Source organism: Brenneria sp. g21c3, from assembly GCF_040240345.1.
GTDB lineage: Bacteria > Pseudomonadota > Gammaproteobacteria > Enterobacterales > Enterobacteriaceae > Brenneria.
In genome coordinates, this window is record NZ_JBEIAB010000003.1 from 344,579 (window position 1) to 369,914 (window position 25,336).

The window sequence follows — 25,336 nt, forward strand, 5'->3', positions numbered from 1 at the left end:
ACGGAGATGCTGATACTGACCTTACTCGCCATCCCGCTGGTATCCGCGCTGATTGGCGCTTTGCTGGGTTATGCCGCGATTTATCTGAAGATAGAAAGCGACCCGATGGTGGATAACATCGTCGCGCTATTGCCGAACGGACAGTGCGGCCAATGCGGTTATCCCGGCTGCCGTCAGGCCGCCGTCGCCATGGCCAGCGGCGAAGCGGCGGTCACCATCTGCTCGCCCGGCGGCGGCGCGGTGGCGCAGCGTATCGCCGCGTTAATGGGCGTCAGCCTGGATGAAAACAGCGTTCAGGGGCCGAGGGTGGCGGTGATCGCCGCGTCCGACTGCGACGGTTGCGGGCGCTGTTTAAAACAATGCGCCTTTGACGCGATCGTCGGCGCGACCCGTCAGTTACACGGCGTGCTCAGCGAAGACTGCACCGGATGCGCGGCGTGCGTCAGCGCCTGTCCGAACCACTGTATTCAGCTTTGCGCCGATCCTCATCTTACCCCTACCGTCGCCAAACCGGGTTTACCGTTCCGGCAGGAGCCTGATTATGCTTAAAGCCCTCACGACGCCTCACGGCGGCATTCGTCCTTACAGCCACAAATCATTAACGCGCGATCTGGCGATCCGTCACCTGCCGATGCCGGACAAGCTGACGCTGCCCTTACGCCAGCATACCGGCGCCGCCGCCATCCCCGAGGTGAGCTTGGGTGACGTTGTCACTCAAGGCCAGCGCCTGGCGCAACCGTTCGGGCGGATGTCCGCCCCATTGCATAGCCCGGCGAATGCCGTCGTCGCCAAAATCGTCGCTGGCGAATCCGGTTATATTCAGTTGCAGGTTATGCCGTCCGCCGCCCCTGCCTCGCTGCTGGAGATCGCGGAGGACACGCCTGAAGAACGGATGCTGTCGTTAATCGCGCAGGCGGGCATCGTCGGCATGGGCGGCGCGATGTTCCCGGCGGCGGATAAGCTGCGGCTGGCGATGCGTCATGAAATCAAATACCTCATTATCAACGGCGGCGAATGCGAACCCTATATCACCGCCGATGAACGAATGATGCAGGAGCAGGCCGAGTTTCTGCTCGGCGGTATTCGCTATTTGCAGCAGTTGACGAAAGCCCGGCATGTCTACATCGGCATTGAAGACAACAAACGCGAGGCGCTCCAGCGTCTCGATGGCTTGTGTCGGGATGAGGCGGACATCGATGTGGTCGCCCTGCCTTCGCTTTATCCGATGGGATCGTCCAAACAGCTGATTGAAGCGGTAACCGGCCGACAGATTCCGCATAACCGACGTTCCCCCGAAATGGGCGTACTGGTGCAGAATGTCGGCACCTGCATCGCTATTTTCCATGCCATTCGTTTTCGTCAGCCGTTAACCCATCGGGTCATCACCGTCAGCGGCCGGGCGATTGAGCAGCCGGGCAACCTGCTGGTACCCATCGGCACGCCCATCAGCGCCATTATCTCCGCCTGCGGCGGGATGAAGAGCAGCCCGGCGCGCATCATTCTCGGCGGGCCGATGATGGGACGCGCGACGACCGACATCAATGCGCCCATCACCAAAGGCACCAGTGGTCTGCTGCTGCTGACCGAAGACGAAATTCCCCAGCCCCACGCCAGCGCCTGTTTACGCTGCGGCCGTTGCGTCGATGCTTGTCCGATGGGGTTGGCGCCACTGGCCATGCTGGCCGAACTGAAAATAGACGCGCTGAATAACGCGCGCGATCTGGGATTGAACAATTGTTTGCTGTGCGGCTCCTGTTCATGGGTTTGCCCGGCGGTATTGCCGCTGACGCAGTTCTTTGACTGGGGGCAACAGCAGCTCAGGCTGGAAAAACGCCAGCAACAGAAATTGCTGCGCGCCAGCGCCAATAGCCTGCGGCGACAGGAACGCCTGGCGCGCGAGGCGGCGGAAAAAGCCGCCGCGAAAGCGGCCAGACCGTCCCGCCGCCGTAAGACCACCCCTGACGCTCCTATGGAGGGCTCTTCATGCTGACATCTCCTCACGTCCATCAGGGCCTCAGCACGCAAAACCTGATGGTCAAAGTCAATCTGGCGCTGATGCCCGCCGTGCTGCTGGGTATTATCCAGTTCGGCGCGCCGGCGCTGATGCTGATGGTCGCCGGCATCGTTACCGCCCTGCTGTGCGAAGCCATCTGTCTGCGCGTCAATCCGGTATCGCTCGGCCATGTTTTCGACGGCAGCGCATTACTGACCGCGCTGCTGTTTACCCTCAGCCTGCCGCCGCATGCCCCGCTGTGGCTGGGCGCGCTGGGTTGCGCGATCGCCATTCTGCTGGGGAAACATATTTACGGCGGACTGGGGCAAAATCTGTTCAACCCCGCGATGCTGGCGCGCGTAGTGGTGCTAATCGCCTTTCCGGTTCAGATGACTCACTGGGTGCTCCCGACGGAATTCTGGCACGGCGCGGTGTACTCCCTGAGCACCGACGGGACGACCGGCGCCACGCTGCTCGGCGCGTTCCGGGAACACGCGCAGGCGCCGTTTTCACTGCAACATGCGCTGATCGGCATCCACAACGGCAGTTTCGGCGAAACCTCCACGCTGTTGCTGGCGCTGGGCGGCCTGTGGTTATTACAACAACGGGTCTTTAGCTGGCATGCGCCGGTCGCCATGCTGGTTGGCTGCCTGCTGCCCGGCACGCTGCAATGGCTGATCGCGCCGCAATCCATCTTGCCGCCGCTGGCGCAGCTGACCACCGGCGGATTGATGCTGGGCGCGGTGTTCATCATCACCGATCCGGTCACCGGCCCCGGCAGCCCGCGCGGTCGGCTTTATTACGGCGCGTTGGCCGGACTGCTGGTCTGGGCTATCCGCAGCTTCGGCAACTATCCCGAAGGGGTGGCGTTTGCGGTATTGCTGGTCAACGCGGTGACCCCGTTGATTGATGGCTGGACTCGCCCGCGCGCCTACGGATATCAAACTCAGAAGGAGAAATAACATGGCTTCAGCCTCTTACGGCGGGCTGCGTTGGCCGCCGCGCAGCCATCCGCTGAACCTGAGTTTATTACTTGGCGTTTTTACCCTGCTGATCAGCCTGATGATCGGCGGCGTCTGGTGGGCGACCTATAACGAGATTGAATTGCGTCATCAGGAAGATACCCAGCGCCAGCTCGCGGCCGTCTTCCCCTCTGAATTGCATGACAATGCGCTGAGCGACAGCGACGTCACCTTGCAGTTGGAGGGGCAGTCGGTGCGGGTTTACCGCGCCACGCTGCAAGGCCGGCCCAGCGGCGTAGTGATGTTCGGCGCCGAAAAAGGCTACAGCGGCGTCATCAGCCTGTTGATTGGCGTCAACGCCAACGGCGAGCTTACCGGCGTACGCACTATCTCGCATACCGAAACGCCCGGATTGGGCGACAAAATCGAACTGAGCCACAGCGGCTGGATCCTGGGTTTTAACGGGAAATCGCTGCAAAACACCGCGGAGAAGCAGTGGCATGTCAAAAAAGACGGCGGCGAATTCGATGCTTTCACCGGCGCCACCATTACCCCGCGCGCGGTCGTGAAAAGCGTTCATCAAACGCTGCTGTTGTTTCAACGCCATCGCGCCGAATTGCTCGGTCTGACGGAGGAAAAAGCCAATGAGTGAAATTACTGCAACCGCGCCGGCGGCGCGCCCCGCCTATCGGGATATTCTCATCAGCGGGATCTGGACCAATAACGTCACGTTCGTACAGATTCTGGGCTTGTGTCCGCTGATGGCGGTAACGACCACCGCCACCAATGGTTTCGGCATGGGCGTGATGACCATGGCGGTGCTGGCCGGCGCCAATCTGCTGGTATCGCTGTTGCGTCAAATTACCCCGCATCAGATCCGTATCCCGGTGTATATCCTGATTATCTCCAGCCTGGTCACGCTGCTCGACCTGTCGATGAACGCCTGGATGCACGATTTGCATAAGATCCTCGGCCTGTTTATTCCGCTGATTGTGGCGAACTGCGCCCTGCTCGGCCGCGCCGAATCCTTCGCCGCGCATAATCCGCCGTTTGCCGCCACGCTGGACGGCATGGCGACGGGCCTGGGCTTTACGCTCGGACTCACCTCGATGGGCGCGATTCGGGAAATTATCGGCAGCGGCACGCTGTTTAGCGGCGCGGAACAACTGCTGGGGCCGCATTTCCATTTTCTGGAAGTTCACCTGTTGCCGAACTACGGCGGTTTTCTGCTGATGCTGTTGCCGCCGGGCGGTTTTTTGGTCATGGGCTTCATGCTGGCCGGGATCCGCGGCGTGAAGGTGCTGCGCTATGGCCGCGACGTTCTCAAGAAAGAATCCGCGGCCGGTTTGGGCTGCTCTACGGGATGCGGAGGCTGCCACGGATGAAATTCACCATAGCCCACGCCAGCGGTGACGAAAGCCGCTGCGTCGAGATGGAGATGGCGGCCCCCGTCACGTTGCGCGAAGCCTTTCTGGCTTCGCCGCTGTCCGCGCTGTATCCGTGGCTGGATCCTGACAAGCACCGCATGGGGATTTATGGCCGTCTTTGCCCCGCCGACAGCGAAGTACACGAAGGCGATCGGGTGGAAATCTATCTACCGATTGAACGCGCCGCCCAAGAGGCGGACGACGACGAGTAGTTGAATGGCCTTTTCAGGCGTCCTTTAAGGAGAATGTAACCATGAGCACTATCGGCATTTTTTTCGGTACCGACACCGGCAAAACCCGCAAAGTAGCGAAGCTTATCAAGGCAAAGTTGGGCGATCGGGCGGATGACCCGGTGAACATTAATCGGGCGTCATTAGCCGACCTGTTGGCTTATGATGTGTTGATCCTCGGCACGCCGACGCTGGGGGACGGGCAGCTTCCCGGTTTGGAGGCGGAATGCATGAGCGAGTCATGGGCCGAATTTGCCGACGAGCTGGCGAACGCCGACCTGAGCGGAAAAACGGTGGCGCTGTTCGGCCTGGGCGATCAGGAAAGCTATCCCGACGCCTTCGTCAACGCGCTGGGCGAGCTGTATGACATCGTCAGCGAAGCCGGCGCCACGGTGGTCGGCGCCTGGCCGGCGGAAGGCTACGCCTTCACCGAATCCAGCGCTCTGGAGGGCGGTCGTTTCGTCGGGCTGGTATTGGATCAGGACAATCAGCAGGCTATGACGGAAGAGCGCGTCACCCGCTGGGTCAGCGAGCTTCAGGCGGCGATTTGATTTCATGAGCTGATGCAAACCCCGTATCTGCCTACTACGGGGCAAATTTCTTGCGCATTGATAGAAACGGTCGCCCCTTTTTTGATTACTGGTGACTTTATGCACTTTTAGCCAAAATGGCTATTCGAGCCATTTTAGACGGTAGGTGAGGTATGGAAACGATTCCCGCACAACTCGCTAAGAACCAATTTGGTGATTTGCTGATGAAAGCTCAGCGTGAGCCGGTGGAAATTAGCAAGCATGGTACGCCTGTAGTAGAGGCTTGACTGTTTACCTGTTCATCCAGATTGTCCGCCAGTTACGGCTTACCTGCGGATAGCCGTTATCCCTTGCGCCGGCGAAAAGCATTAGCGCAAAATCTCCGCCAGCCACTGGCGCTGATACTGTTGGCGGCGCTTTTCCTGCCACTGTCGGCGGATTTGCGCCAGCGCGTCCGCTTTCGGCAGTTCGCCGGCCGGCCGAATCGCTTCGCACCATAAAACATGCAGCCCCATCGGGCTTGCCGCCACCGGGCTGATATCGTTGGCGGCAAGGGAAAATAACACCGTATCCAACGCCGGATAGAGCACGCCTCGGGTCACCCAGCCGATCTTTCCCCCTTCCGTCGCCGTCGGACATTCAGAAAATCGGCCGGCCAAACGGGGAAAACGGCGCGGATCGATCTGTAAACGGCGTTGCAGCGCGGTGATGCGCTCGGTTACCGTGACACTGTCACAATCGGCCTGCGCCTCATCAACCACCAATAGCAAATGATGCGCCAGGCGTTTCTCCGGATGTTGAAAACGATGCCTATTGTGTTGATACCACACATCAATTTCCCGCTCGCTGACCCTGGGCGCCCGGTCGGCCACATTTTCCAACGTGGCGGCGAGGATCGCTTCATGCGCGAGCGCCTGCCGCCGCCCGGCTTCGTCGATGCCGGCGCGGTTCAGCGCAGCATGCCAGGAGGGTTCATCATCGAAGACGCTGCGCAACACATACTGCGCCGTCATCATATCGTCCTGATCCGCCTTAATCCCCAGCCGTTCCGCCTGCTCACGGATTGCCGCTTCCAGCCGATATTGCCGCGCCAGTTGTCCGCTAAACGCTCTTTGTTGTTCACTTCCAAGCTGCCAGGGCAGGCAATGATACAGAGACAGCGATAGCTTCAGTCGGCAATAGCGTTGCCACATCGCCAGGACATGCGGATTACAGATTGTTGTCATGGTCAACCGCCTCCAGCGCATGTTCCGGCACCTGTAACAGCGTGCCGCCGAACAGCACGATAAACTGCATGGGATCCTTGTCGCGCTCTACCCCCATCACCTGACCGACATCCCCGATTTGCACGCGGATTTGCCGGTCGGTGGTCAGCATCATGGCGGCGCAAACCCAGTCGCCATATTGAAATGCGCCATCGACCCACGGCGCCGACGCGGGCAGCAGTTCTTGCTCCCGGCAACCGACGATGCGATCGTCCGCCAGAAAATGAACCTGATAGACGATGTTATCCTGCAAGAAGGTTCCCCACTCACGTACATATCCCACCGTACCGCGTCGCACCAACAGTTCGCCGCGCGCCCTATCCGGGAAGGTTCCGTCATTGCGTATCGTGCGGATCGCCCGCACCGCTTCGCCAAATTCAAAACGCGGCTTCATGCGTTTTCTCCTTCATCCAGTAACAACCAGGGGATAAAACAGCGGGCGGTGCGCTGATAGATCTGCAATTCCGAGCGTTCCCGCAGTTCGCCGCCGACGACGTGCGCATAGCTCGCCAGCAGCATAGAACGCACCTGATCCAGCCGATAGCGCCGACGTTGCGGCGGCGTGATATTCGGCTCGTCGGCCGGCCGGTATTGCCGTAAACGGCGGTTGAAGGCATGCAGAATATGCAAATGCTTAACCCGCACGCTCTGCTCATCAAACGGAATGGCAAAGAAACGCAGGAAATCCTCCGCGCTCTCCAACTGGCTTATTCCGGGCAGTTCATTAAACCAGTCCATACTTTTCCTCCGTCAAACAACGTTAAGCGCCCTGACCGGTATCTCGCTTATTCCCTGATAAAGTCGGCAAAGCTCGTCCCGGGTGGGCGGGCGCTTGCCCGTTTCGGCAAACAGCCGCAGCGCCTGCTGAATCTGCGGGATCTGCGCGTCGCTGACCGGCAGGCCAAGCTGAGAAAAAATCGCCGCCAGCGCGCGCCGGCCCGAATGTTTTCCCAGCACCAACTGGTGTTCTCGCCCCAGTAGCCGGGGAGGAATGCTCTGGTAGCTTTCCACGCCTTGCAGCAGTCCCGCGACATGGACGCCGGACTCGTGGGTAAACACCCGCTCGCCGACCAGCGGCTGCCGATAGGGAATATTTTCGCCGGCGGCGGCGGCCAGCCGCTGGCACAAGGCCGTCAGTTGCGTGGTATCCACATGGGTTTCGCCCAACTGAGTATGCGACAGCCCCAGCACCACCTGCTCCAGCGCGGCGTTGCCCGCCCGCTCGCCCAACCCGAGAATGGTGGTGCTGACGTGGGTGGCGCCCGCGCGCACCGCCGCCAGCGTATTGGCCGTCGCCATGCCAAAGTCGTTGTGGGCATGAATTTCCAACTCGCCCGGCCAATGGCGCCGCAACCGCTGGATCTGTTGCGTGGTTGAAAACGGATCGAGCAATCCCAGGGTATCGGCAAAGCGCATTCGCGCCGCGCCCGCCGCCGTCGCCACCTGGGCGACGGCGGACATGTCTTCCTCGCTGGCCCGCGAGGCGTCTTCGCCGCCGACGCAAACCTGAAGCCCCTGCGCCAGGGCGAACTGGATCAGGTCGCTGAGCCGCTGCAACATTTCCGACCACAGCAGGCCGACTTTGAATTGGCGCAGACAGGCGGAAACCGGCAGCGAAATATCCACCCAGTTCACGCCCAGACGCGCGGCCTGCCGAATATCCCTTTCATCGAGCCGGCACCAGGCCATCAGCGTGATATCCGGCAGCGCCTGGCGAATCTGATAAATGCGCGCGCACTCTTCCTCGCCCATGGCGGGCGTCCCCACTTCCAGCTCGGGAACGCCCGCTTGCGCCAGCGATACGGCTATCGCCAGTTTTTCTGCGGCGCTGAAGGCCACGCCGGGACTTTGCTCGCCATCACGCAACGTGGTGTCATTAACGACGATGGTTTTCATCGGCGGAATCTCCCCGGTTAACCCCAGGCCGGCGTGAATTCACCGGGTTTTCCCTGCTGCCAGTATGGCGATAACGCACGCAAACGATCGATCACCGGCGGAAGCTGCGCGAGTACGTAGTCGATCTCTTTTTCACGCGTATAGCGCGACAGAGAAAAGCGGATGCTGCCGTGCGCGGCGGTATAGGGAATGTTCATCGCGCGCATGACGTGAGACGGCTCCAGCGAACCGGAGGTACAGGCGCTGCCGCTGGACGCCGCAATCCCGACCTGATTCATCATCAGCAGAATGGCTTCCCCTTCAATAAATTCAAACGCGATGTTGAGGGTATTCGGCGTGCGCGGCTGGCCGCCGCCCATCACGCGGGTGCCGGCGATGGTCTGTAATCCGCTTTCCAGTCGGTCGCGCAGCGGCGCGATGCTGGCCGCCATCATCGGCAAATGGATCGCGGCCAATTCGCTTGCCATCCCCATGCCGACGATGCCGGCGATGTTCTCCGTACCGGCCCGGCGGCCGCGTTCCTGATGTCCGCCGCGCAACAGCGGGCGAAAACGGGTTCCGCGCCGCAGCCACAGGCAGCCGGTACCCTTCGGACCGTGAATTTTGTGCGCCGAACACGACAGCATATCGATGCTTGAGTCGGCGAGCGCCACCGGCACTTTCCCCAGCGCCTGCACGGCATCGCAGTGAAACAGAATGCCGTGCTCGTGCGCCGACTGCGCCATCTGTTCGACGGGGAACAACACCCCGGTTTCATTATTCGCCCACATAACGGTCACCAGCGCGACGCCGTCATGCAGTAAAGCCCGGTACAGGTCCAGATCGAGCGCGCCCTGCTCGTTAACGCCCAGACGGTGAATTTTGTAGCCCTGCCGCTCCAGATGTTCGCACACCGCCAGCGTGGCGGGATGTTCTACGGCGGTGGTGATGATCTCCCGCCGCGCGGGAAAGGCTTCCACCGCGGAAAGAATGGCGGTGGAGGTGGCTTCCGTCGCGCAGGAGGTGAAAATGACCTCGCTGTCGTGGCGGGCGCCGAGAAAGCTGGCCACCTGTTCGCGCGCTCTGGCCAGCGCCCGGCGGGAAGGTTCGCCAAAGTCGTGAATCGACGACGGGTTGCCGTACTGATCCCGTAAAAACGGCAGCATGGCCTCCAGCACCATCGGATCCAGGCGGGTGGTGGCGTTGTTATCCAGATAAATCGGTTTCATGTGCGGCTCCTTAGCTGTCTGACGTCTGAAAAATGACTTCGGCGGGAGCCGGCGTATCCGCCGTCACGCGGATGAAGTAACCCAGCCGCTCCAGCAGTTTCTGTTGCAGCCAGCCCAGCGTCATGTCGGTCATCATGCAGCCGTTGCAACTGCCGGACAGCGCCACGCGCACCTCGTTGTCGGCGACGTCGACCAGCCTGATATCGCCGCCGTCCATCTGGATATGCGGCCGCAGACTGTTAATCACCTCTTCAATGGTCAGCCGGCGTTCGTTTTTTTGCGCTTGCGGCGGCTGCCCGGCCGGCGCCTGTGCCGCCGCGTCGGCCAGAATGGCGCTCAATGCCTGTTCGATTTTTTCGTGACAGGCGGTACAGCCGCCGCCGGCCTTGGTGTAATGGATCACCTCTTCCAGCGTGGTCAGCCCGTTGGTGAGCACCGCGCGCTTGATTTGCCCTTCATCCACGGCGAAACATTTACAGATCAGGGCGCCCTCTTCGTGGTCGTCTTCCAGCGTCTCGCCGCGATAGTTGGCTATCGCCACCCGCAGCGCTTCCTGTCCCATCACCGAGCAGTGCATTTTTTCCGGCGGCAGACCGTCCAGATAATCGGCGATCTCGCGGTTGGTGACGCGAGACGCTTCGTCCAGCGTCTTGCCGATAATCAATTCGGTCAACGCCGATGAGGAGGCAATCGCGCTGCCGCAGCCAAACGTTTGAAATCCGGCTTCCTGAATCACTTCACTGCCGGGATCAACCCGCAGCATCAGCCGCAGGGCGTCGCCGCAGCTGAGCGAACCGACATCGCCGACCGCGTTCGCCTGCTCAACCACACGGGCGTTACGCGGATGAAAGAAATGTTCTTTTACCTTCTCAGAATAATTCCACATGCTCTTACTCCCGTTTATGTACGGCATTTATAATGCGGCTATGCGCACGACCCGCTTTCACACCGACATCCCGGCGGCTGAAATTCAACCCAGACACCTTGCGTATCCGAACTGATGCGCGCCTGCGCCAACTGCCGCCAGTGCAACGCCGAGGCGAAAAACCGCATACCGTCTATTTCGCGGCATTCATCGCCGGGTAATGCCCGATCGCGCCATATCATCCGCAGCGACCAGCCTCGACAGGCATCGCCGCTGACAATCAGCGCCAGACCGGCGGTTGCCGGACGACGCTGCGACTGGCGTTGTCGGAGTTGGCTTAAGGTCGTTGCATCGATGTGAATCATGATTGGGCTCCTGTACCTGACGTTTATCATTGAGCAAATGTGATGCCAGTCACAAAATCATCTTTTATCAACAGGATAGCGCTGAGCGTTATTGTTGCGCTGTTGCATAAACGGCGGTAATTGTCGGTTTTGTCGCACAGGCGACAAGCCTTACTCCTCTTCGAACCAGCCGCTTTCCTGCATCATCGCGTTGAAACGGTTGGCGTCTTTTTTACGCCGCGATTTTCTGACCCGGCCGTCGTCGCACAAAGCCTGAGCATCGGCCAGCAGCATGGCAATCGGGGTATTGCGCGCCACGTTGACCGCGCGTACGCCGATCCCCAGCAGTTGCCTGAACGCCGTATCGCCGATGGCCGTGCAGTACAGGGTGAAGCACCCTTCGACCGCGCTGATGCGGCTAATGAGTTTGTCCGCGTTGTGGCCCTGATAAACGGTGAAATCCGCCACCTCCAGCAGTTGCACCTCCTCACGACGCACGCCATAGATGGCGAGGCGCGGCGAGGAGCCGAAATGTTGATCGACGACGCGCAAATCAACGCTGGCGAAGGCGATACGGATAATCCAGCTGTCGGCCGACGGGATCGCCAACTGGCGGGTTAAATGTTTCATGGCTTTATCTCCATGACGGGTTCCTGCGTGGCGGCCGGCGGGAATATCTGCTTTAACGGCGAGTGATAAACCGGGAGTTCGTGATGCGCCTGACGCATGGCGTTCGCCAGCTCAAACAGCGTATCGCGCATGCCGGCATAGCCCTGGCGCAGACGGCGAAATTCGCCGATGCGGTCGAACAGCGGGAAACCGATACGCACCAGCGGCAGATGATATTTCTGCGCCAGCGACGCCGCGTGCGAGTTGGCGCACAGCATGTCGAATGAGTGACATTGTAACTTTTTATCGACATCTTCCAGATCGCCAATCTGCACTTCCGCCACCGGCAAGGACGACAGGCCCGGTTGGTTCGCCGGGGCGACCACGCACTCAGGCCGGATGCCCTGACTGATGGCGAAGTCCAGCCAGGCGGCCAGCAGATCGCCTTCCGCCGCGATCGCCAGCCGCTTATCCTGTAACCAGATATGGGTATCGATCATCGCATCCTGCAATTGACCGCGTTGACGCGTAATCCAGGACGGCACGTCGCGGCCTGACAGCTTGTGCAGATGATGGATAAAGGCATCGCACCGATCGAGCGTCATCAGATGCGGCAGCCAGAGCGCGGGGGCGTGGCTGCGGCTTTCCAATAACCTGGCAGCCCGTTGCAACGACACGCCGATGGCGATGGTCGACGCGCTCTGCCCCATCTGTTCCTGCAGACGAACCGGCGTACCGCCCTGGGTCAATGGCGAAAAATCGCCTGCCGCCAGATGGCCGTCCAGCGATGCCGCGAGGTCGGGCAGTACGATCGGTTGCAGGCCGAACGCTTCCACATAGCTGCGGATTTGTTCGTGGTCGCCGGGCGTCAGCATATGCCCCAGCAACAGATTCACCCGCTTTTTGCGTATGACGCTGGCGGGCGGCGCGGCCGGCACACACTGTTCAATCACGCTCTCCAGCACGCTGGCGTAACCGTTCTCCATTGAACCGTAGAAGTCCGGCGAGCTGGCCGTGACCACGGCGACGGACTCATATTTGGGATATTCGGCTCTGAACTGACGCAGCGCGAAGGCCAGATCGGCGCCCTGCGCTTCCGACAGACCGGTGCTCAGCACCACGATCATTTTGGGATTATGGCGTTCGCACAGCAACGCCAGCGCCGCCAGGATATTATCGTTCGAACCCATAATGGTGGTGACCGGATCCATGGCGGTGGTTTGCAGCGGTATGGGATCATGGAAATGCTGAATGAAAAATACCTTGGCGAAGGCGCTGCACCCTTGCGCCCCGTGAACCAGCGGAATGCATCCTTCCAGCCCCATGCCGGCCAGAATAGCCCCCAGCGGCTGTCCGCTTTTTATCGGACTGGTTGCCAGCGGTTTTGTCGATTTTAAAACATGAGCCATTGACGATCTCCTTCTTCAGCTATACCAGGGCGCCCGGCGATTGACCTGCGGCCAGATTGGACTTTCCAGCGTCGCGCAAAGCTGACGAGCCAGCGCGACGATCCCCAGATATCCGGCAAAGGCATGTTCCCGTTCCTGATTGATATCCAGAAACGGCAGGCGGGCTTTATAGGCGGTATACATATTGCGTCCGCCGGCAATCATGATGTCGGCGTTGTAGCGATAGGCGGTATCCAGCAACAGACGGGCGTTGCCGTCCTCAAGCATGACGGCGTTGTCGCCCATCAGTTCGCGGATACGGGCTTTATCTTCCTCGGTGGATTTTTTGGTGCCGGTCGCCACCACGTCCAGTCCCAGATCCTGTAAGGCCGACACCACCGACCAGGATTTCACGCCGCCGGTATACAACAGGGCGCGCTTGCCTTTCAGCCGTTGACGGTAGGGTTCAAGCGCCAGCCTGGCGGTCTGCTCTTCCCGGGCGATCAACTGCTCGGTTCTGGCCTGCAACGCATCATCGTCCAGCAGGCCGGCCAGCGTTCGCAGCGAGGAGGACATTTCCCGCACGCCGTAGAAGCTGCCTTCAAACCAGGGCGTGCCATAGTGCATTTCCAGATGGCGGGCGACGTTGATCAGCGCGCGCGAGCACACCAGCATATTGGCTTCGGCGCGGTGCAGGGTCTGAATCTCGGCGAAACGCGCGTCGCCGGAGAGGCTGCCCAGCACGCGGATCCCCAACCGATCCAATAGCGGCAGCACATGCCAGAACTCGCCGGCGATGTTGTACTCGCCAATCAGACCGATGCTGTGACCTTGCGAGGCCGGGATGGCGAAATCGTCCGGCCAGGGCGCGGGTTCGCGCCGACCGATCACCTTTTTCGCCATCATCTCGCCGGCGATGCGGTTGCCCAGATTCTTGCTGCCATAAAACCCGGCGGCATCGATGGCGATCACCGGGATATGATTGACATGTTCCGCGGCCCGGCATACCGCCTCGATATCATCGCCCTCCATCGCGGGAACGCAGGTGTTGTAAATAAACACCGCGGCCGGATGATAACGCTCGACGATGTGGCGCACCGCATGAAACAAGCGCCGCTCGCCGTGACCCATAATCACATCCTGCTCGCTCATATCGGTGGTAAAACCCAGCCGGTTAATCAGCGGCCCGGAACTGCGGCTGCCGCGATTATCCCAGGAGCTGCCCGCGCAACCGATCGGCCCATGCACCAGATGGGCGACATCCGCAATCGGCAACAGCGCGATCTGCGCGCCGTCGAACGCGCAGCCGCCCGCTGCGGTACCGGGTTTGGGCGCGCTACAGCCGGATTTATGACCGCCGTTATGATCGCAGGCGGGTTGATCCATTAACGCCGCAATCTCACTACTTCTCATGATTCACCTCGGCACGTAATGTGGCTCGGTAAACCCTGCTGCAATTGGCGCGCCAGATGTTAGTCAATTGATTTTAAATGAATTGTCATTGTCGGTTGTCCGACAAAACCAACAATGATTGTCAGGTGGAATGCGCTGAGCGAGTCGTCGGCATCGCCGACAGAATAAGATGCTGTATGTAACCGGTAAGCGGAATATCTATAAGCAAGATTCACAGTTAATACTATGCTTTTTATCGTATTCATTAGATTAAACAACAGGACAGACTGTCATGCAGGACTATGCAACATCCCCGGTAAATTCCTCTTCCGTTGATTCCCAGACGCTCATCCGCACCCTGACCGGCATTGTCGGCAAATCTCATATCCTGACCGATAAAAATAAAACCGAGCGTTATCGCAAAGGCTTCCGTTCCGGTCAGGGGGATGCGCTGGCGGTGGTCTCTCCCGCCTCGCTGCTTGAACAGTGGAAGGTCTTCAAAGCCAGCATCGAGGCCGGGCGTATCGTGCTGATGCAGGCGGCCAATACCGGCCTGACTGAAGGCTCCACGCCGAGCGGCGACGGTTATGACCGAGAAATCGTGATCATCAACACCCTGCGGCTGGATAAAGTCCAGTTGCTGGATAAGGGGCGACAGGTTGTGGCGCTGCCGGGCAGCACGCTGTGGCATCTGGAGCGGGTATTGAAACCGCTGGGACGCGAGCCGCATTCGGTTATCGGTTCTTCCTGCATCGGCGCCTCGGTCATTGGCGGCATTTGCAACAACTCCGGCGGTTCGCTGGTGCATCGCGGCCCGGCCTACACCGAAATGGCGCTTTACGGTCGGGTTAACGAACAGGGACAGGTCGAACTGATTAACCATTTGGGGATTAATCTGGGCGATTCGCCGGAAGAGATCCTGACCCGACTGGAGTCGCAGCAATACCAGCCTCAGGATGTGACTTACGACGAACGGCAGGCATCCGACCATGAGTACGTCGAGCGTGTCCGCGATGTGGATGCCGATACCCCTTCCCGTTTTAATGCCGATGAACGGCGTTTGTTTGAGGCCGCGGGCTGCGCCGGCAAACTGTCGGTTTTCGCCGTTCGACTGGATACCTTTCCGGCGGAAAAATCCCAGCAGGTGTTCTATATCGGCACCAATCAGCCGCAGGTATTGACCGAGTTGCGTCGTCATATCCTCGCCGAGTTTAAAAACCTGCCGATCGCCGGCGAATATCTGCACCGCGATATGTTTGATATCGCAGAAATATACGGTAAAGACACCTTTCTGATGATCGACAAACTCGGCACCGACAAAATGCCGATGTTCTTTAACCTGAAAGGCCGGATGGACGCCATCTTCGGAAAAATGCCTTTTCTGCCGTCGCATCTGGTGGATCGCACCATGCAGTTCCTTAGTCGTCTGCTGCCTTCCCCGCTGCCGGCCCGGATGAAAACCTATCGCGACCGCTTTGAACACCATCTGATGCTGAAAATGGCCGGCGACGGCATTGATGAAGCGCATCGCTGGCTGGAACACTATTTCCGCGAGGCCGACGGCGAATTTTTCGTCTGCACGCAGGAAGAAGGCGCCAAGGCCTTTCTGCATCGTTTTGCCGCGGCGGGCGCCGCGATCCGCTATCACGCGGTACACAGCAAAGAGGTGGAAAATATCCTGCCGCTGGATATCGCTTTGCGGCGCAACGATCGGGAATGGTTTGAGCACCTGCCGGCGGAAATCAACGACATGCTGGTACATAAGCTGTATTACGGCCACTTCATGTGCCACGTTTTCCATCAGGATTACATCGTGAAGAAAGGCGTGGATATCCATAAGCTGAAAGAGAAAATGCTGGCCCTGCTCGACCAGCGCGGCGCGGAGTACCCGGCCGAACATAACGTCGGTCATCTGTACAAAGCCAAGCCGCAGTTGAAGGCGTTTTATCAGCAAAACGATCCGACCAATAGCCTGAATCCCGGCATTGGCAAAACGTCCAAACTGAAAAACTGGGGCTGCGATTGCGGCAATGAACATCACTCGGGGGATTGAGGGCTAATTGGCCGCATAACTTCCTTGAACAGGCGCAGAGCGTGCGTTGAATGTGTCGCCTGTTCAATCGGTTGTGTTCGGCTTTCGATATGACGGAAAAGGGGAAATATGGGGTTATCGACAGGCGCTTTTGGTTAAGTCGTGATTAATGTATGATGCTCTTGGTTACATAACCATTTCATTAATGAGGGATCAGTAATGGCGAGAGCTTTGGTGTGTCTGGGAGACAAAACTAGTTATGGGATTGTGGTATTAGCGACAGCGAGTTGGTATGAGGGTAATAAACCCATTGCGCAGACAGGTGACAAGGCCACATGCAGCAAGTGTAAAGGGGCTTTCCCAATTATTGCGTCAGGTGTTGACTGGGGTGAAAAACAACCCTATGCGGCAACAGGTGACCGAGTGGCCTGCGGTTGCTCCGATCATTATGTGTATGGATCTGCCTCGCAGTACACCAGTACTGCACCCGGTTCTCTGATATCCCGTAACACAAATACTTCCTCCTTACAGTTACAGAAAATTCAGAATAGGGATTCTCGTCACCATATTCGTCACTTGTGCGTAGATGATAATGGCCAAGTTCTGGCGGGCTGTCGATACACCATTATTTTCCCTGACGGTAGCGTCGAAGCGGATATTACTGACGAGCAGGGATACACCAGGTGGCACTTCGCTGAAACAACTGACAACATTAACCTGCATATTTTAATGGATTGATTTATGCCAATTTACAATGTAAGCACCAGAATAAATTCTAATGTTTCTCCTGATTCAATTTTGTATGATTTGTGCATTTACCGGATGGATTCCGAGAGGAATAAATATATTCTTCTTGATGTAAAGCTACAACCATTGACGAGAAACTATGAAACGCAAAAGCATGCAACGCAGGAAACCAGAGACGCACTATCCACTATATATATCATGGAGGTCGTACTTTATCGGAAAACTATGTTGAAAACGATGTGTGTATCTCCAACACCTTTCAGGAAAATGTACACATTGCAGGAACTGAGTATGAATAAAGCATATTCAGAAATTAAGCGTGAAAACCCCTGCTATTTTGAAACAGCCGGACAACCTCGGCCAGTCAGTGAGGGGGATAATACAAAAATTTTAAAAATATCAAGACATGAAAGAGCCTTTATCGCGAAAGAATATCCAGTCGGTAGTTATCTAGATCCTTTCGAGAAAAATCTAATTGAAGAGCAGATACAAGCCCGATTTAATAAGATGAACTACCCTACTCAAGGATGGGGAAGCTTATGTGGACCCGCCGCTTTATTCTATTGTCTCCAGATGGATCGTCCTGACGTTTACGCACAAACAGCGCGCGATTTGTGGCTATACGGAAGGGCAAAAATAGGAAAATTAGAAATAGCTCCGGGTGATGAGTGTCGTCATCCATCAGGCTCATTCTACGATACCATGTCCCAGATACCATACCCTATGATTTTAGGAGTAGACTGGATAACACTGGCGAGCCTTAGGGATTCGGAAAATACGATTCTCAGCTATAATTCTATTAGTTCCCCTGTAGCCGGAGTAACTATGTGGAATGCATTAGCTGAGTGGTTTGAAAAAATAGGCTATGAAAAAATCTTTGACAACGTGAGTATAAATAGGATAAAGACTCAGGAAGTGGTTTTATTAAACAACTATATTCAAAAAGGATGTAAAGTTGTTACTTTAATTTGTGATAATTTATTAGTTGGTGGTTCATCCAACCCAATTATTTATCCAACCCACTGGGTTGTATGGGATGGGGAGGCAAAGGTAAACAATGGTTACGTGTCTCTTGATTTATTTTCTTGGGGGCAAATTAAAAATTATGTAAGGCCAAATATGACAATGGATATGTTTGCTAGTCGAATTTTTGGAGGGTTGGTTTTTAAACCATTGACATAATTATGAAAAAATATTTTTACACCTTTGTATCTCTATTTCTTTCTGCATGCAGTACAAATCTGTCGTTTATGCCAGAGGGAGGTCGTTTGGAGGATGCTCAGGTGGGGAAGATATATTCATCGAGAGTGACGATTGATGGTGGCCATGTAATCAACCTTCCCGATATTATTCCATTGGAACCTGGTGATTCTGGATTGCTGGCGACTCCGTGTAAATTATCAAATGAAAAAACAAACAAAAACACAAGGCTATTTGTAGATTATAATTGTGTGGATGTTAAAGGAATCCCAGTTATGGCTGGCGAGATAAAAATTAATTTAACTGGTGGGGTAATTGGCGGAATGTATACCAAGGCAACGCCATTTAAAAAGGTTTTTATTATAAAAATAAAGCCATAGTAAAGATGATACGAACTTTGTCATAATAACAGGCGGCGCGACGGACTTGCCCGCCGATTTAGCGATATTAGGAATATACAGTTAAGGCTATTTTCATGGGGATCTATTGATAATCAAGTGAAAGATAATTCAGATATTTCGTTTTTGGTTAAACGATTTTTTGGAGCGTTGGTTTTCAAACCAATGAGTTAATAATATGAATATAATTCTTGTTTTTTTGTTTTCATTTTTTATATCTTCTTGTTCAAATAATGTAACTTTTCATCCCGAGACGGATAAGTTACCCGACGCAAAAGTTGGCGAACATTACTCTGTAGAAATACATGCTAATTTCTCTAGTGGCGATATGTTCTATTTTACTAAAAAAAACACGGAAGTAAGATTGACACCGTCAAATACGGGATTAAAGGTTTCTCCTGATTTTAACATTCAATGTGCCAGGGACTGCGGGTATCACAATAATTTTGTCATATCCGGGATTCCACATAATAAAGGTGATCTGCGAATAGGGGTCTATGTTCAAACAGTCAATACGATGTTTACGCCCAGCGAGGTCCTTAGCAAAGAGTACCTTTTGACTATTCGATGATGTAGAATGTGCCGCCATTTAAAAAGGTTTTTATTATAAAAATAAAGCCATAGTAAAGATGATACGAACTTTGTCATAATAACAGGCGGCGCGACGGACTTGCCCGCCGATCTAGCGAGATTTAGTCGATGAAAAAAATAATATGTTTATTGGTTGTATTGATAAGCGGGTGTACGTCTTCTTTTGATTTAACCAAAAAAGACATTGAAGACAAGGGATTCTATGTGGATACAGGTTACTACCGCATTGATTTTAATGGCCATGAAATAATAAAAATACCGCCAGGCGCTCATATTGTTCAAGGAACTAAAGATCAGGCCGTTGGCGCTATAGGCGTAAACGATAAAATCGGGCTGTTTGTTGTGAAAGGTGACATTTCGCTCAACGATGTTGTTTTATTACCCCAAGTTAATGGCTATGACTATGTCGAGCGATTTACGGTCGGCGATCCGGATGGCAATCCATTGCCTCTCGTCAGATATCTATTAACAAATGAGTGTGATGGTAAAACTTACGAAGGTTTGAGCAACAAACATGGCGAGACAGTTGCCTTTTCAACGGAAAAGCCATGTGAACTATCAATATCCTTTCCTGATAGTATTAATTAGCTCACTCGTTTCCCGTAACGCTAGCCATGTAAAAGTAATTTTTTGCCGTTTTGATATTGACGATCGCCGTCATTCCCGCCGACTGACGAGGCAACGGCAGCGACGGTTCCTGAGAACAGCCTCCTTATCGATGGTCGTAAGAATAACGGGCGAGCGATGGCCTCGCCCGCCGTCAGATCAAAAACCAAACTGCCGCTGTTGCAGCGGATTATCTTTTCCCAATCGTTTCGCCAGCCAGGGCGGCATATGCTCGGTAATCATGCTATGCAGCGCCTGGAGTTGCTGGTCGATAGCGGTCGCCGGGGGAACCTTGATCGGGTGGATGTTGTGCCGGATCACTTTCGCCGCGGCCGGCCCGCCGATCGACTCGCAAAATAGCAGGTGGCAGTCGGTCAGCAGCCGCAATCTTCCTTCATTGCCGTCGTCGCCCTCCCGCGGCTGATAACGCCGTAATCCGCTGAGGAACGGCCCCTGGCGATCCCAGGCGTAGATAAAGAACAGGCGGCATTGACCGAAATGGCCGTTAATCGTCAGACCGTTGCTGGAAGCAAAGGCTACCTGTAACTGCTGCCCCTGCTTACGTTCGAACTGTGCGGTTAAATGAGGCGGAAGGTTGCCGTGCAGGCAATCCATGATTTGCTGCCAGCGGGCAACGGTGAGTACGCCGTTATCAACGGGTAAATGGCGGGACAGTTCCTCAAGCGACAGCGCGGACAGCCGCTCCAGCGTCAGGGACTCGTCGCAGGTCGTTTCCAGCCAGTTGAGTAACGTTGCGGGCGCGATTTCCGGCAGCAGTTGCGCGAGGGCGAATAGCCGCCAGAAAAGTAAATCATCCCGAGTCAGGCTCATGAGCATCTCCGGTATTTGTCGTCATCGACGGTTAGTCTTCATATTTTTTGGCGCGCAAGGTGACGGGCAGCGTCGGTTTCGCGTCCAGCGGCGCAATAAACCACGCCTGCCCGCTCTCCAGCTCAATCCGACCGCCCCAGCGGTCGGGTTGGTCGAACTCCAGGAAAGTGACTCTGGCCTCCAGATCTTTTTTGGCGATATAACAGTGGATACCGTCAGCGCGCTGACGAAGAATGATGTTGGCCATACGTCCTCCTGCGGAGCGGAAAAAGCGCCTTTACCGGCCTCCCCCTTGCCGGGGGAAGCGCTAACCCGGTTAGCGCACCAGGTCGTAACCGTAATCGGTTTTACCCAGCGCCATCGTGTCATCGTCCAGTTTTTCCAGAATCGCGTTCACCAGCGTGGTCAACATCGTCATCGCCCCTTCGTACCCCCAGGTCGTCGACCGGTGCAAGTGGTGGCGATCGAAGATCGGAAAGCCGATGCGGATCAGCGGAACTTCAAACTGGTCGCCCTTGGCCTTGGTATCGCGCTGGATGAATTTGCCGTAAGAATTGCCGATCATAAAGTCCGGCTGTCGGGTAAACATCAGCGAGCGGAAATGCCACAGATCGCAGTTGATAAACACTTCGCTCTCCTTGCCGTACGGCGATGACGCCAGCAGCTTGTTCATCGCTTTCTGCCAGCGCTTGCTGCCGTTATGGCAGAGGATCACCGCCGGTTCGCAGCCCAGCTCCAGCAAAAAACGGGTCAGCCCCAGCAGGAAGTCGGGATCGCCGTAGATGCCGAAACGTTTGCCATGCAGCCAGGTGTGCGAGTCCAGCATCATGTCGACCAGCCTGCCGCGTTCCAGCGTCAAGGCTTCCGGAATGGGTTTGCCGGTGAGCTGGCTGACGGTCATCAGAAAGTCGTCGGTGCCGGCCAGCCCCATAGGAATGGCGACCTCGGTGCAAGGCTGTTGCCAGTCATCCCTGACCACTTTTTTGCTTTTGACCAACTGCCAGGGTTGCAGCAGCAGCGTATCGATGGCGTTGGGCGCATCGCGCATTTCGGCCTGCGTGGTGCCGCCCGAATACAGGCGATAATGGCCGTCCGCCGGGGTATCCAGCACCTCCGACGGGTCGGACAATAGCGAGCACGGCACCGCCATCTGCGCCATCATACGTTTCAGTACGCGGAAATTGCCGAGGTAGGTTTCAAAACCGGCGACCAGATTGATTTTGCCGTTGCTGCCGACCTGGTATCCTTCGACGCCCTGGGTAAAGGTGCGGGCGAACCCTTCGAACATATTGTCCCAGCCGGTCACATGGCTGCCGATAAAGCTGGGGGTATGCGCATAAGGCACTTCAATGCCCTCGGCCACAAAGCCGTCTTTTTTCGCGTTGCTGATAAATGCCTGCAAATCATCGCCGATCACTTCCGCCATACAGGTGGTGGCCACGGCGATCACCTCCGGTTTATATAAGGCGCCGGCGTTCTGTAGCCCCTGATTCATATTGTTGTTGCCGCCGAATACGGCGGCGTCTTCGGTCATGGAGTCGGAGACGCAGGCCACCGGCTCTTTAAAGTGGCGGTTGAAATAGGTGCGAAAATAGGCGACGCACCCTTGAGAGCCGTGTACATAGGGCAAGGTTTTCTCAAATCCCAGCGAACACAGCACCGCTCCCAGCGGCTGACAGGCTTTCGCCGGGTCGACCGTCAGCGCTTCACGCTGAAAATTCAGCGTTTCGTATTCGGGGGTGGTGGTCCATGCAAAAACCTCCTGTACGCGTTCCTTGCTGTGTCCTTCTTCCAACTCGCTTTTGCTGGCGAACAGCGCCTGGTATTCCGGTTGTTCGAACAGCGGATAACAGGGTTTCACTTTTTCGGTATTCTGGCTCATCGTATTCTCCTCCCGCGCCACAAATCGGTGAACTGACGGGACAAAGGGTCATCAGGCCTCAGGCGGATTTCAGCCAGGGCGCGGTTAACTGGTTCCAGCAAGGGTTGTTCAGCGTCATGTCCATATCGCGGGCGAAAATCGCAAAGCCGTCATAGCCGTGATAAGGACCGGAATAGTCCCAGGAGTGCATCTGCCGAAACGGCATCCCCAGCTTCTGGAACACGTATTTTTCCTTGATGCCCGACCCCACCAGGTCCGGCTTCAACCTTTTGACGAACTCCTCCAGTTCATAGGTGCTGAGATCGTCAAACAGCAGCGTGCCGTCCTTAAGATCGGGCAAAGTGCGGTCATAGTCGTCGTTATGGGCGAACTCATAACCGGCGGCCATAATTTCCATACCGAGATCTTCATAGGCGCCGATAACGTGGCGCGGACGTAAGCCGCCGACGTACAGCAACACTTTTTTCCCTTCCAGCCGCGGCCGATATTTAGCGATCACCGCCTCCGTCTGCGCCTGATAGCGGGCAATCACCGCTTCGGCGTTCGCCTGAATGACGCTGTCGAACTGGCCGGCGATTTTGCGCAGCGACGCCGCAATTTGCGTGGGGCCGAAGAAGTTGTATTCCATCCAGGGAATACCGTATTTTTCTTCCATATGGCGCGAGATATAGTTCATCGAGCGATAGCAATGCACCAGATTAAGCTTCACCTTGGGCGTTTTTTCCATTTCCATCAGCGTGCCGTCGCCGGACCATTGCGCAACGACCCGCAGCCCGATTTCTTCCAGTAAAATACGCGAAGACCAGGCATCGCCGCCGATGTTGTAATCGCCGATAATGGCGACGTCGTACGGCGTCGCGGCAAAGGGCTGGTCGTCCCGGGCGGGTAAAATCCAGTCGCGGATCACGTCATTGGCGATATGGTGTCCCAGCGACTGCGATACGCCGCGGAATCCTTCGCAACGCACCGGGATCACCGGCTTGCCGATTTCGCCTTTGGCTTCGCGCGCCACCGCTTCAATGTCGTCGCCGATCAGCCCGACCGGGCATTCCGACTGGATACTGATGCCTTTGGTCAGCGGGAACAGTAGTTCCAGCTCGTCAATCAGCTTGCGCAGCTTTTTGTCGCCGCCGAATACGATGTCCTTCTCCTGAAAATCCGAGGTGAAATTCACCGTGCCGAAACTGTCGATGCCGCTCATCCCGGTGTAGTAATTGCGTCGCCCGGCGCGGGAATACTGGCCGCAGCCTATCGGGCCGTGCGAGATGTGCGCCATGTCCTTGATCGGCCCGAAAACCACCCCTTTGGAGCCGGCATAGGCGCAGCCGCGCACCGTCATCACGCCCGGTTGCGACTTGCGGTTGGAGATAATGCATTTGCCTACCGACTCCATGCCCGGCTCAACGGTCATAATGTGTTTGGCGCGTTCTTTCCGGGTTCTGTCCGGGAAGACTTCAAGCACTTCCTGAATCAGCGCCTGATTCTGCTGTATGATGGTGTCTGTCATAGCTGTTTCCTCAGGCGGACTGCGCCTCTTCTGCCGCGGTTTTACCGACGATGGATTCGTCTTCTTCGCTGAGAATGCCGAACTCCATCAACAAGGCTTCCAACTCATCCATGGTGACCGGCGTCGGCACCACCATCTTGGTGTTGTTGACGATCTTGCTGGCCAGCGTGCGGTACTCGTCGGCCTGGGTACAGGTGGGATCGTATTCAATCACCGTCATGCGGCGGATTTCAGCGCGCTGCACAATGTTGTCGCGCGGCACAAAGTGAATCATCTGGGTACCCAGTTTTTCGGCCAGCGCGATGATCAACTCATCTTCCCGGTCAGTCTGACGGGAGTTACAAATCAAGCCGCCCAGACGAACCTTGCCGGATTTGGCGTATTTCACAATCCCTTTGGAAATGTTATTGGCGGCGTACATCGCCATCATTTCGCCGGAGCAGACGATGTAGATTTCCTGGGCCTTGTTTTCGCGAATCGGCATGGCGAACCCGCCGCAGACCACGTCGCCCAGCACGTCGTAGAAGACAAAATCCAGGTCGTCTTCATAGGCGCCCTCTTCTTCCAGAAAGTTGATGGCGGTGATCACCCCGCGCCCCGCGCAGCCGACGCCGGGTTCCGGGCCGCCGGATTCAGCGCAGCGCACGCCGCCGTAGCCGATCTGCAACACATCCTCCAGTTCGAGATCTTCGACGGATCCCACCTCGGCGGCCATTTCCATAATGGTGTTTTGCGCTTTGGCATGCAGGATTAAGCGCGTGGAGTCGGCCTTCGGGTCGCAGCCGATAATCATCACTTTCTTACCCAGTTCAGCAAGCGCCGCCACCAGATTTTGCGTGGTGGTGGACTTACCGATCCCGCCTTTGCCATAAATCGCACACTGACGTATTGCCATGGTGTCTTCCTCTTTACAGTGAATGTCCCGCTATATCTTGCAGGGGGCATACCACTCTCAGGGGAAAAGGTAATAATTTGATAAATAGAGAAAATTACTAACCTCGCTCTGAAGCGGCGCGAGGGGTTGGGGACAATAACGCGACTAATTGTTGTAAAAGAGACAAAGGCGACAGAAGCGCGCGTCGGATTCGACACGCCGACCGGCCGCTATTGAAACTAATGTATTAAAGACAAAAGCGGGTTAACGCGGTAGGATTTACCCAGACGATTAACATTTACATCAATTATGCAACACAGCCGATCCCGTTGCATCCCGCATGAAGCGTAACCATGAAAAGAAAACGTATCCTGATCCCTCTGATTATTCTGGTGCTGTTTATCCTCTATCTCAATCGCGATGCCCTTAATCCTTTTGCGACGGATTGTAAAAATATTCCTGCCGGCACCCCGAAGCCAGCGGAATGTAAGCCGAAAGTCGTCGCGCCGGGTTTTGAACTCTAGCTATAGGCGGCGCGCAGACGAGCGAAGACTTTCTC

The 25,336-nt window shown here is 56.2% G+C and carries 28 protein-coding genes and 1 pseudogene; 14 read left to right on the top strand and 15 right to left on the bottom strand.

What is annotated here, in order from left to right:
• The first annotated feature begins 6 nt into the window (after positions 1 to 6).
• From ABRZ28_RS06770 to ABRZ28_RS06805, 8 genes and pseudogenes are all read left to right on the top strand, one after another.
• Positions 7 to 549: an RnfABCDGE type electron transport complex subunit B gene (locus tag ABRZ28_RS06770; protein WP_319602417.1), complete on the top strand. Its 543-nt coding sequence runs from the start codon at positions 7 to 9 to the stop codon at positions 547 to 549.
• A complete protein-coding gene (rsxC, locus tag ABRZ28_RS06775) occupies positions 542 to 1,990 on the top strand; it encodes an electron transport complex subunit RsxC (RefSeq protein WP_330519787.1) in 1,449 nt (482 codons plus the stop codon). Before ABRZ28_RS06770 ends, rsxC begins: the two co-directional genes overlap by 8 nt.
• The gene (locus ABRZ28_RS06780; RefSeq protein ID WP_319602415.1) at positions 1,984 to 2,955 is read left to right on the top strand and encodes an RnfABCDGE type electron transport complex subunit D; all 972 of its coding nucleotides are present in this window, start codon (positions 1,984 to 1,986) and stop codon (positions 2,953 to 2,955) included. The genes rsxC and ABRZ28_RS06780 overlap by 7 nt, the downstream gene beginning before the upstream one ends.
• A gap of 1 nt (position 2,956) precedes the next feature.
• Positions 2,957 to 3,607: an electron transport complex subunit RsxG gene (rsxG, locus tag ABRZ28_RS06785; RefSeq protein WP_330519788.1), complete on the top strand. Its 651-nt coding sequence runs from the start codon at positions 2,957 to 2,959 to the stop codon at positions 3,605 to 3,607.
• Positions 3,600 to 4,340: an electron transport complex subunit E gene (locus ABRZ28_RS06790; protein WP_330519789.1), complete on the top strand. Its 741-nt coding sequence runs from the start codon at positions 3,600 to 3,602 to the stop codon at positions 4,338 to 4,340. Before rsxG ends, ABRZ28_RS06790 begins: the two co-directional genes overlap by 8 nt.
• Positions 4,337 to 4,594: an RnfH family protein gene (locus tag ABRZ28_RS06795; RefSeq protein ID WP_330519791.1), complete on the top strand. Its 258-nt coding sequence runs from the start codon at positions 4,337 to 4,339 to the stop codon at positions 4,592 to 4,594. The genes ABRZ28_RS06790 and ABRZ28_RS06795 overlap by 4 nt, the downstream gene beginning before the upstream one ends.
• A 41-nt stretch (positions 4,595 to 4,635) precedes the next feature.
• Positions 4,636 to 5,163, top strand: a complete 528-nt coding sequence (locus tag ABRZ28_RS06800; protein ID WP_330519792.1) for a flavodoxin — start codon at positions 4,636 to 4,638, stop codon at positions 5,161 to 5,163.
• A 152-nt stretch (positions 5,164 to 5,315) separates the two neighbouring features.
• Positions 5,316 to 5,417 (top strand): annotated as a pseudogene (locus ABRZ28_RS06805) (type II toxin-antitoxin system prevent-host-death family antitoxin); the annotation flags it as partial.
• A gap of 93 nt (positions 5,418 to 5,510) precedes the next feature.
• On the opposite strand, the gene nifM reads toward ABRZ28_RS06805, so the two are convergent.
• From nifM to nifE, 10 genes are all read right to left on the bottom strand, one after another.
• A complete protein-coding gene (nifM, locus tag ABRZ28_RS06810) occupies positions 5,511 to 6,368 on the bottom strand; it encodes a nitrogen fixation protein NifM (protein ID WP_330519793.1) in 858 nt (285 codons plus the stop codon).
• On the bottom strand, positions 6,352 to 6,801 hold the full coding sequence (locus tag ABRZ28_RS06815; RefSeq protein WP_330519794.1) for a nitrogen fixation protein NifZ: 450 nt from the start codon (positions 6,799 to 6,801) through the stop codon (positions 6,352 to 6,354). Before ABRZ28_RS06815 ends, nifM begins: the two co-directional genes overlap by 17 nt.
• Positions 6,798 to 7,145 (bottom strand): nitrogenase-stabilizing/protective protein NifW, encoded by a 348-nt coding sequence (locus ABRZ28_RS06820; RefSeq protein ID WP_330519795.1) that lies wholly within the window; start codon positions 7,143 to 7,145, stop codon positions 6,798 to 6,800. Before ABRZ28_RS06820 ends, ABRZ28_RS06815 begins: the two co-directional genes overlap by 4 nt.
• A 12-nt stretch (positions 7,146 to 7,157) precedes the next feature.
• Positions 7,158 to 8,303: a homocitrate synthase gene (gene nifV, locus ABRZ28_RS06825; protein ID WP_330519796.1), complete on the bottom strand. Its 1,146-nt coding sequence runs from the start codon at positions 8,301 to 8,303 to the stop codon at positions 7,158 to 7,160.
• 17 nt (positions 8,304 to 8,320) lie between these two features.
• Positions 8,321 to 9,511, bottom strand: coding sequence for a cysteine desulfurase NifS (gene nifS / locus ABRZ28_RS06830; protein ID WP_330519797.1), 1,191 nt, complete (start codon positions 9,509 to 9,511; stop codon positions 8,321 to 8,323).
• Positions 9,512 to 9,521: 10 nt separating this feature from the next.
• A complete protein-coding gene (nifU, locus tag ABRZ28_RS06835; protein WP_330519798.1) occupies positions 9,522 to 10,397 on the bottom strand; it encodes a Fe-S cluster assembly protein NifU in 876 nt (291 codons plus the stop codon).
• A 38-nt stretch (positions 10,398 to 10,435) separates the two neighbouring features.
• A complete protein-coding gene (locus tag ABRZ28_RS06840; protein ID WP_330519799.1) occupies positions 10,436 to 10,741 on the bottom strand; it encodes a hypothetical protein in 306 nt (101 codons plus the stop codon).
• A gap of 150 nt (positions 10,742 to 10,891) precedes the next feature.
• Positions 10,892 to 11,350: a NifB/NifX family molybdenum-iron cluster-binding protein gene (locus ABRZ28_RS06845; RefSeq protein WP_330519800.1), complete on the bottom strand. Its 459-nt coding sequence runs from the start codon at positions 11,348 to 11,350 to the stop codon at positions 10,892 to 10,894.
• Positions 11,347 to 12,738: a nitrogenase iron-molybdenum cofactor biosynthesis protein NifN gene (gene nifN / locus ABRZ28_RS06850; protein ID WP_330519801.1), complete on the bottom strand. Its 1,392-nt coding sequence runs from the start codon at positions 12,736 to 12,738 to the stop codon at positions 11,347 to 11,349. The genes ABRZ28_RS06845 and nifN overlap by 4 nt, the downstream gene beginning before the upstream one ends.
• A 15-nt stretch (positions 12,739 to 12,753) precedes the next feature.
• Positions 12,754 to 14,130, bottom strand: a complete 1,377-nt coding sequence (nifE, locus tag ABRZ28_RS06855) for a nitrogenase iron-molybdenum cofactor biosynthesis protein NifE (protein ID WP_330519802.1) — start codon at positions 14,128 to 14,130, stop codon at positions 12,754 to 12,756.
• Between the two features lie 271 nt (positions 14,131 to 14,401).
• Between nifE and dld the strand changes: the two genes are divergently transcribed.
• The 5 genes from dld (at position 14,402) to ABRZ28_RS06880 (ending at position 19,665) form a co-directional block, all read left to right on the top strand.
• Positions 14,402 to 16,162 (top strand): D-lactate dehydrogenase, encoded by a 1,761-nt coding sequence (gene dld, locus ABRZ28_RS06860; RefSeq protein WP_330519803.1) that lies wholly within the window; start codon positions 14,402 to 14,404, stop codon positions 16,160 to 16,162.
• Positions 16,163 to 16,360: 198 nt separating this feature from the next.
• On the top strand, positions 16,361 to 16,879 hold the full coding sequence (locus ABRZ28_RS06865) for a PAAR domain-containing protein (protein WP_330519804.1): 519 nt from the start codon (positions 16,361 to 16,363) through the stop codon (positions 16,877 to 16,879).
• 300 nt (positions 16,880 to 17,179) lie between these two features.
• On the top strand, positions 17,180 to 18,070 hold the full coding sequence (locus ABRZ28_RS06870) for a hypothetical protein (protein ID WP_330519805.1): 891 nt from the start codon (positions 17,180 to 17,182) through the stop codon (positions 18,068 to 18,070).
• A 2-nt stretch (positions 18,071 to 18,072) separates the two neighbouring features.
• Complete coding sequence (locus ABRZ28_RS06875; RefSeq protein WP_330519806.1) at positions 18,073 to 18,468, top strand: hypothetical protein; 396 nt, start codon at positions 18,073 to 18,075, stop codon at positions 18,466 to 18,468.
• Between the two features lie 717 nt (positions 18,469 to 19,185).
• A complete protein-coding gene (locus ABRZ28_RS06880) occupies positions 19,186 to 19,665 on the top strand; it encodes a hypothetical protein (protein ID WP_319602398.1) in 480 nt (159 codons plus the stop codon).
• 177 nt (positions 19,666 to 19,842) lie between these two features.
• Here the strand turns inward: ABRZ28_RS06880 and ABRZ28_RS06885 are convergent, their stop codons facing one another.
• The 5 genes from ABRZ28_RS06885 to nifH all read right to left on the bottom strand — a co-directional run bounded on the left by ABRZ28_RS06885 (position 19,843) and on the right by nifH (position 24,798).
• Entirely contained in the window at positions 19,843 to 20,508 is a 666-nt protein-coding gene (locus ABRZ28_RS06885) for a NifB/NifX family molybdenum-iron cluster-binding protein (RefSeq protein ID WP_330519880.1), read from the bottom strand.
• 37 nt (positions 20,509 to 20,545) lie between these two features.
• Positions 20,546 to 20,761 carry a putative nitrogen fixation protein NifT gene (nifT, locus tag ABRZ28_RS06890; RefSeq protein ID WP_319602397.1) on the bottom strand — a complete coding sequence of 72 codons (216 nt, stop codon included), beginning with the start codon at positions 20,759 to 20,761 and terminating at the stop codon, positions 20,546 to 20,548.
• 69 nt (positions 20,762 to 20,830) lie between these two features.
• A complete protein-coding gene (gene nifK, locus ABRZ28_RS06895; RefSeq protein ID WP_330519807.1) occupies positions 20,831 to 22,396 on the bottom strand; it encodes a nitrogenase molybdenum-iron protein subunit beta in 1,566 nt (521 codons plus the stop codon).
• Positions 22,397 to 22,454: 58 nt separating this feature from the next.
• Positions 22,455 to 23,903 carry a nitrogenase molybdenum-iron protein alpha chain gene (gene nifD / locus ABRZ28_RS06900; protein ID WP_319602395.1) on the bottom strand — a complete coding sequence of 483 codons (1,449 nt, stop codon included), beginning with the start codon at positions 23,901 to 23,903 and terminating at the stop codon, positions 22,455 to 22,457.
• Positions 23,904 to 23,913: 10 nt separating this feature from the next.
• A complete protein-coding gene (nifH, locus tag ABRZ28_RS06905) occupies positions 23,914 to 24,798 on the bottom strand; it encodes a nitrogenase iron protein (RefSeq protein ID WP_319602394.1) in 885 nt (294 codons plus the stop codon).
• Positions 24,799 to 25,130: 332 nt separating this feature from the next.
• Here nifH and ABRZ28_RS06910 point away from each other — a divergent pair, with 332 nt between their 5' ends.
• Positions 25,131 to 25,301, top strand: a complete 171-nt coding sequence (locus tag ABRZ28_RS06910) for a hypothetical protein (protein ID WP_330519808.1) — start codon at positions 25,131 to 25,133, stop codon at positions 25,299 to 25,301.
• Positions 25,302 to 25,336: the final 35 nt, after the last annotated feature.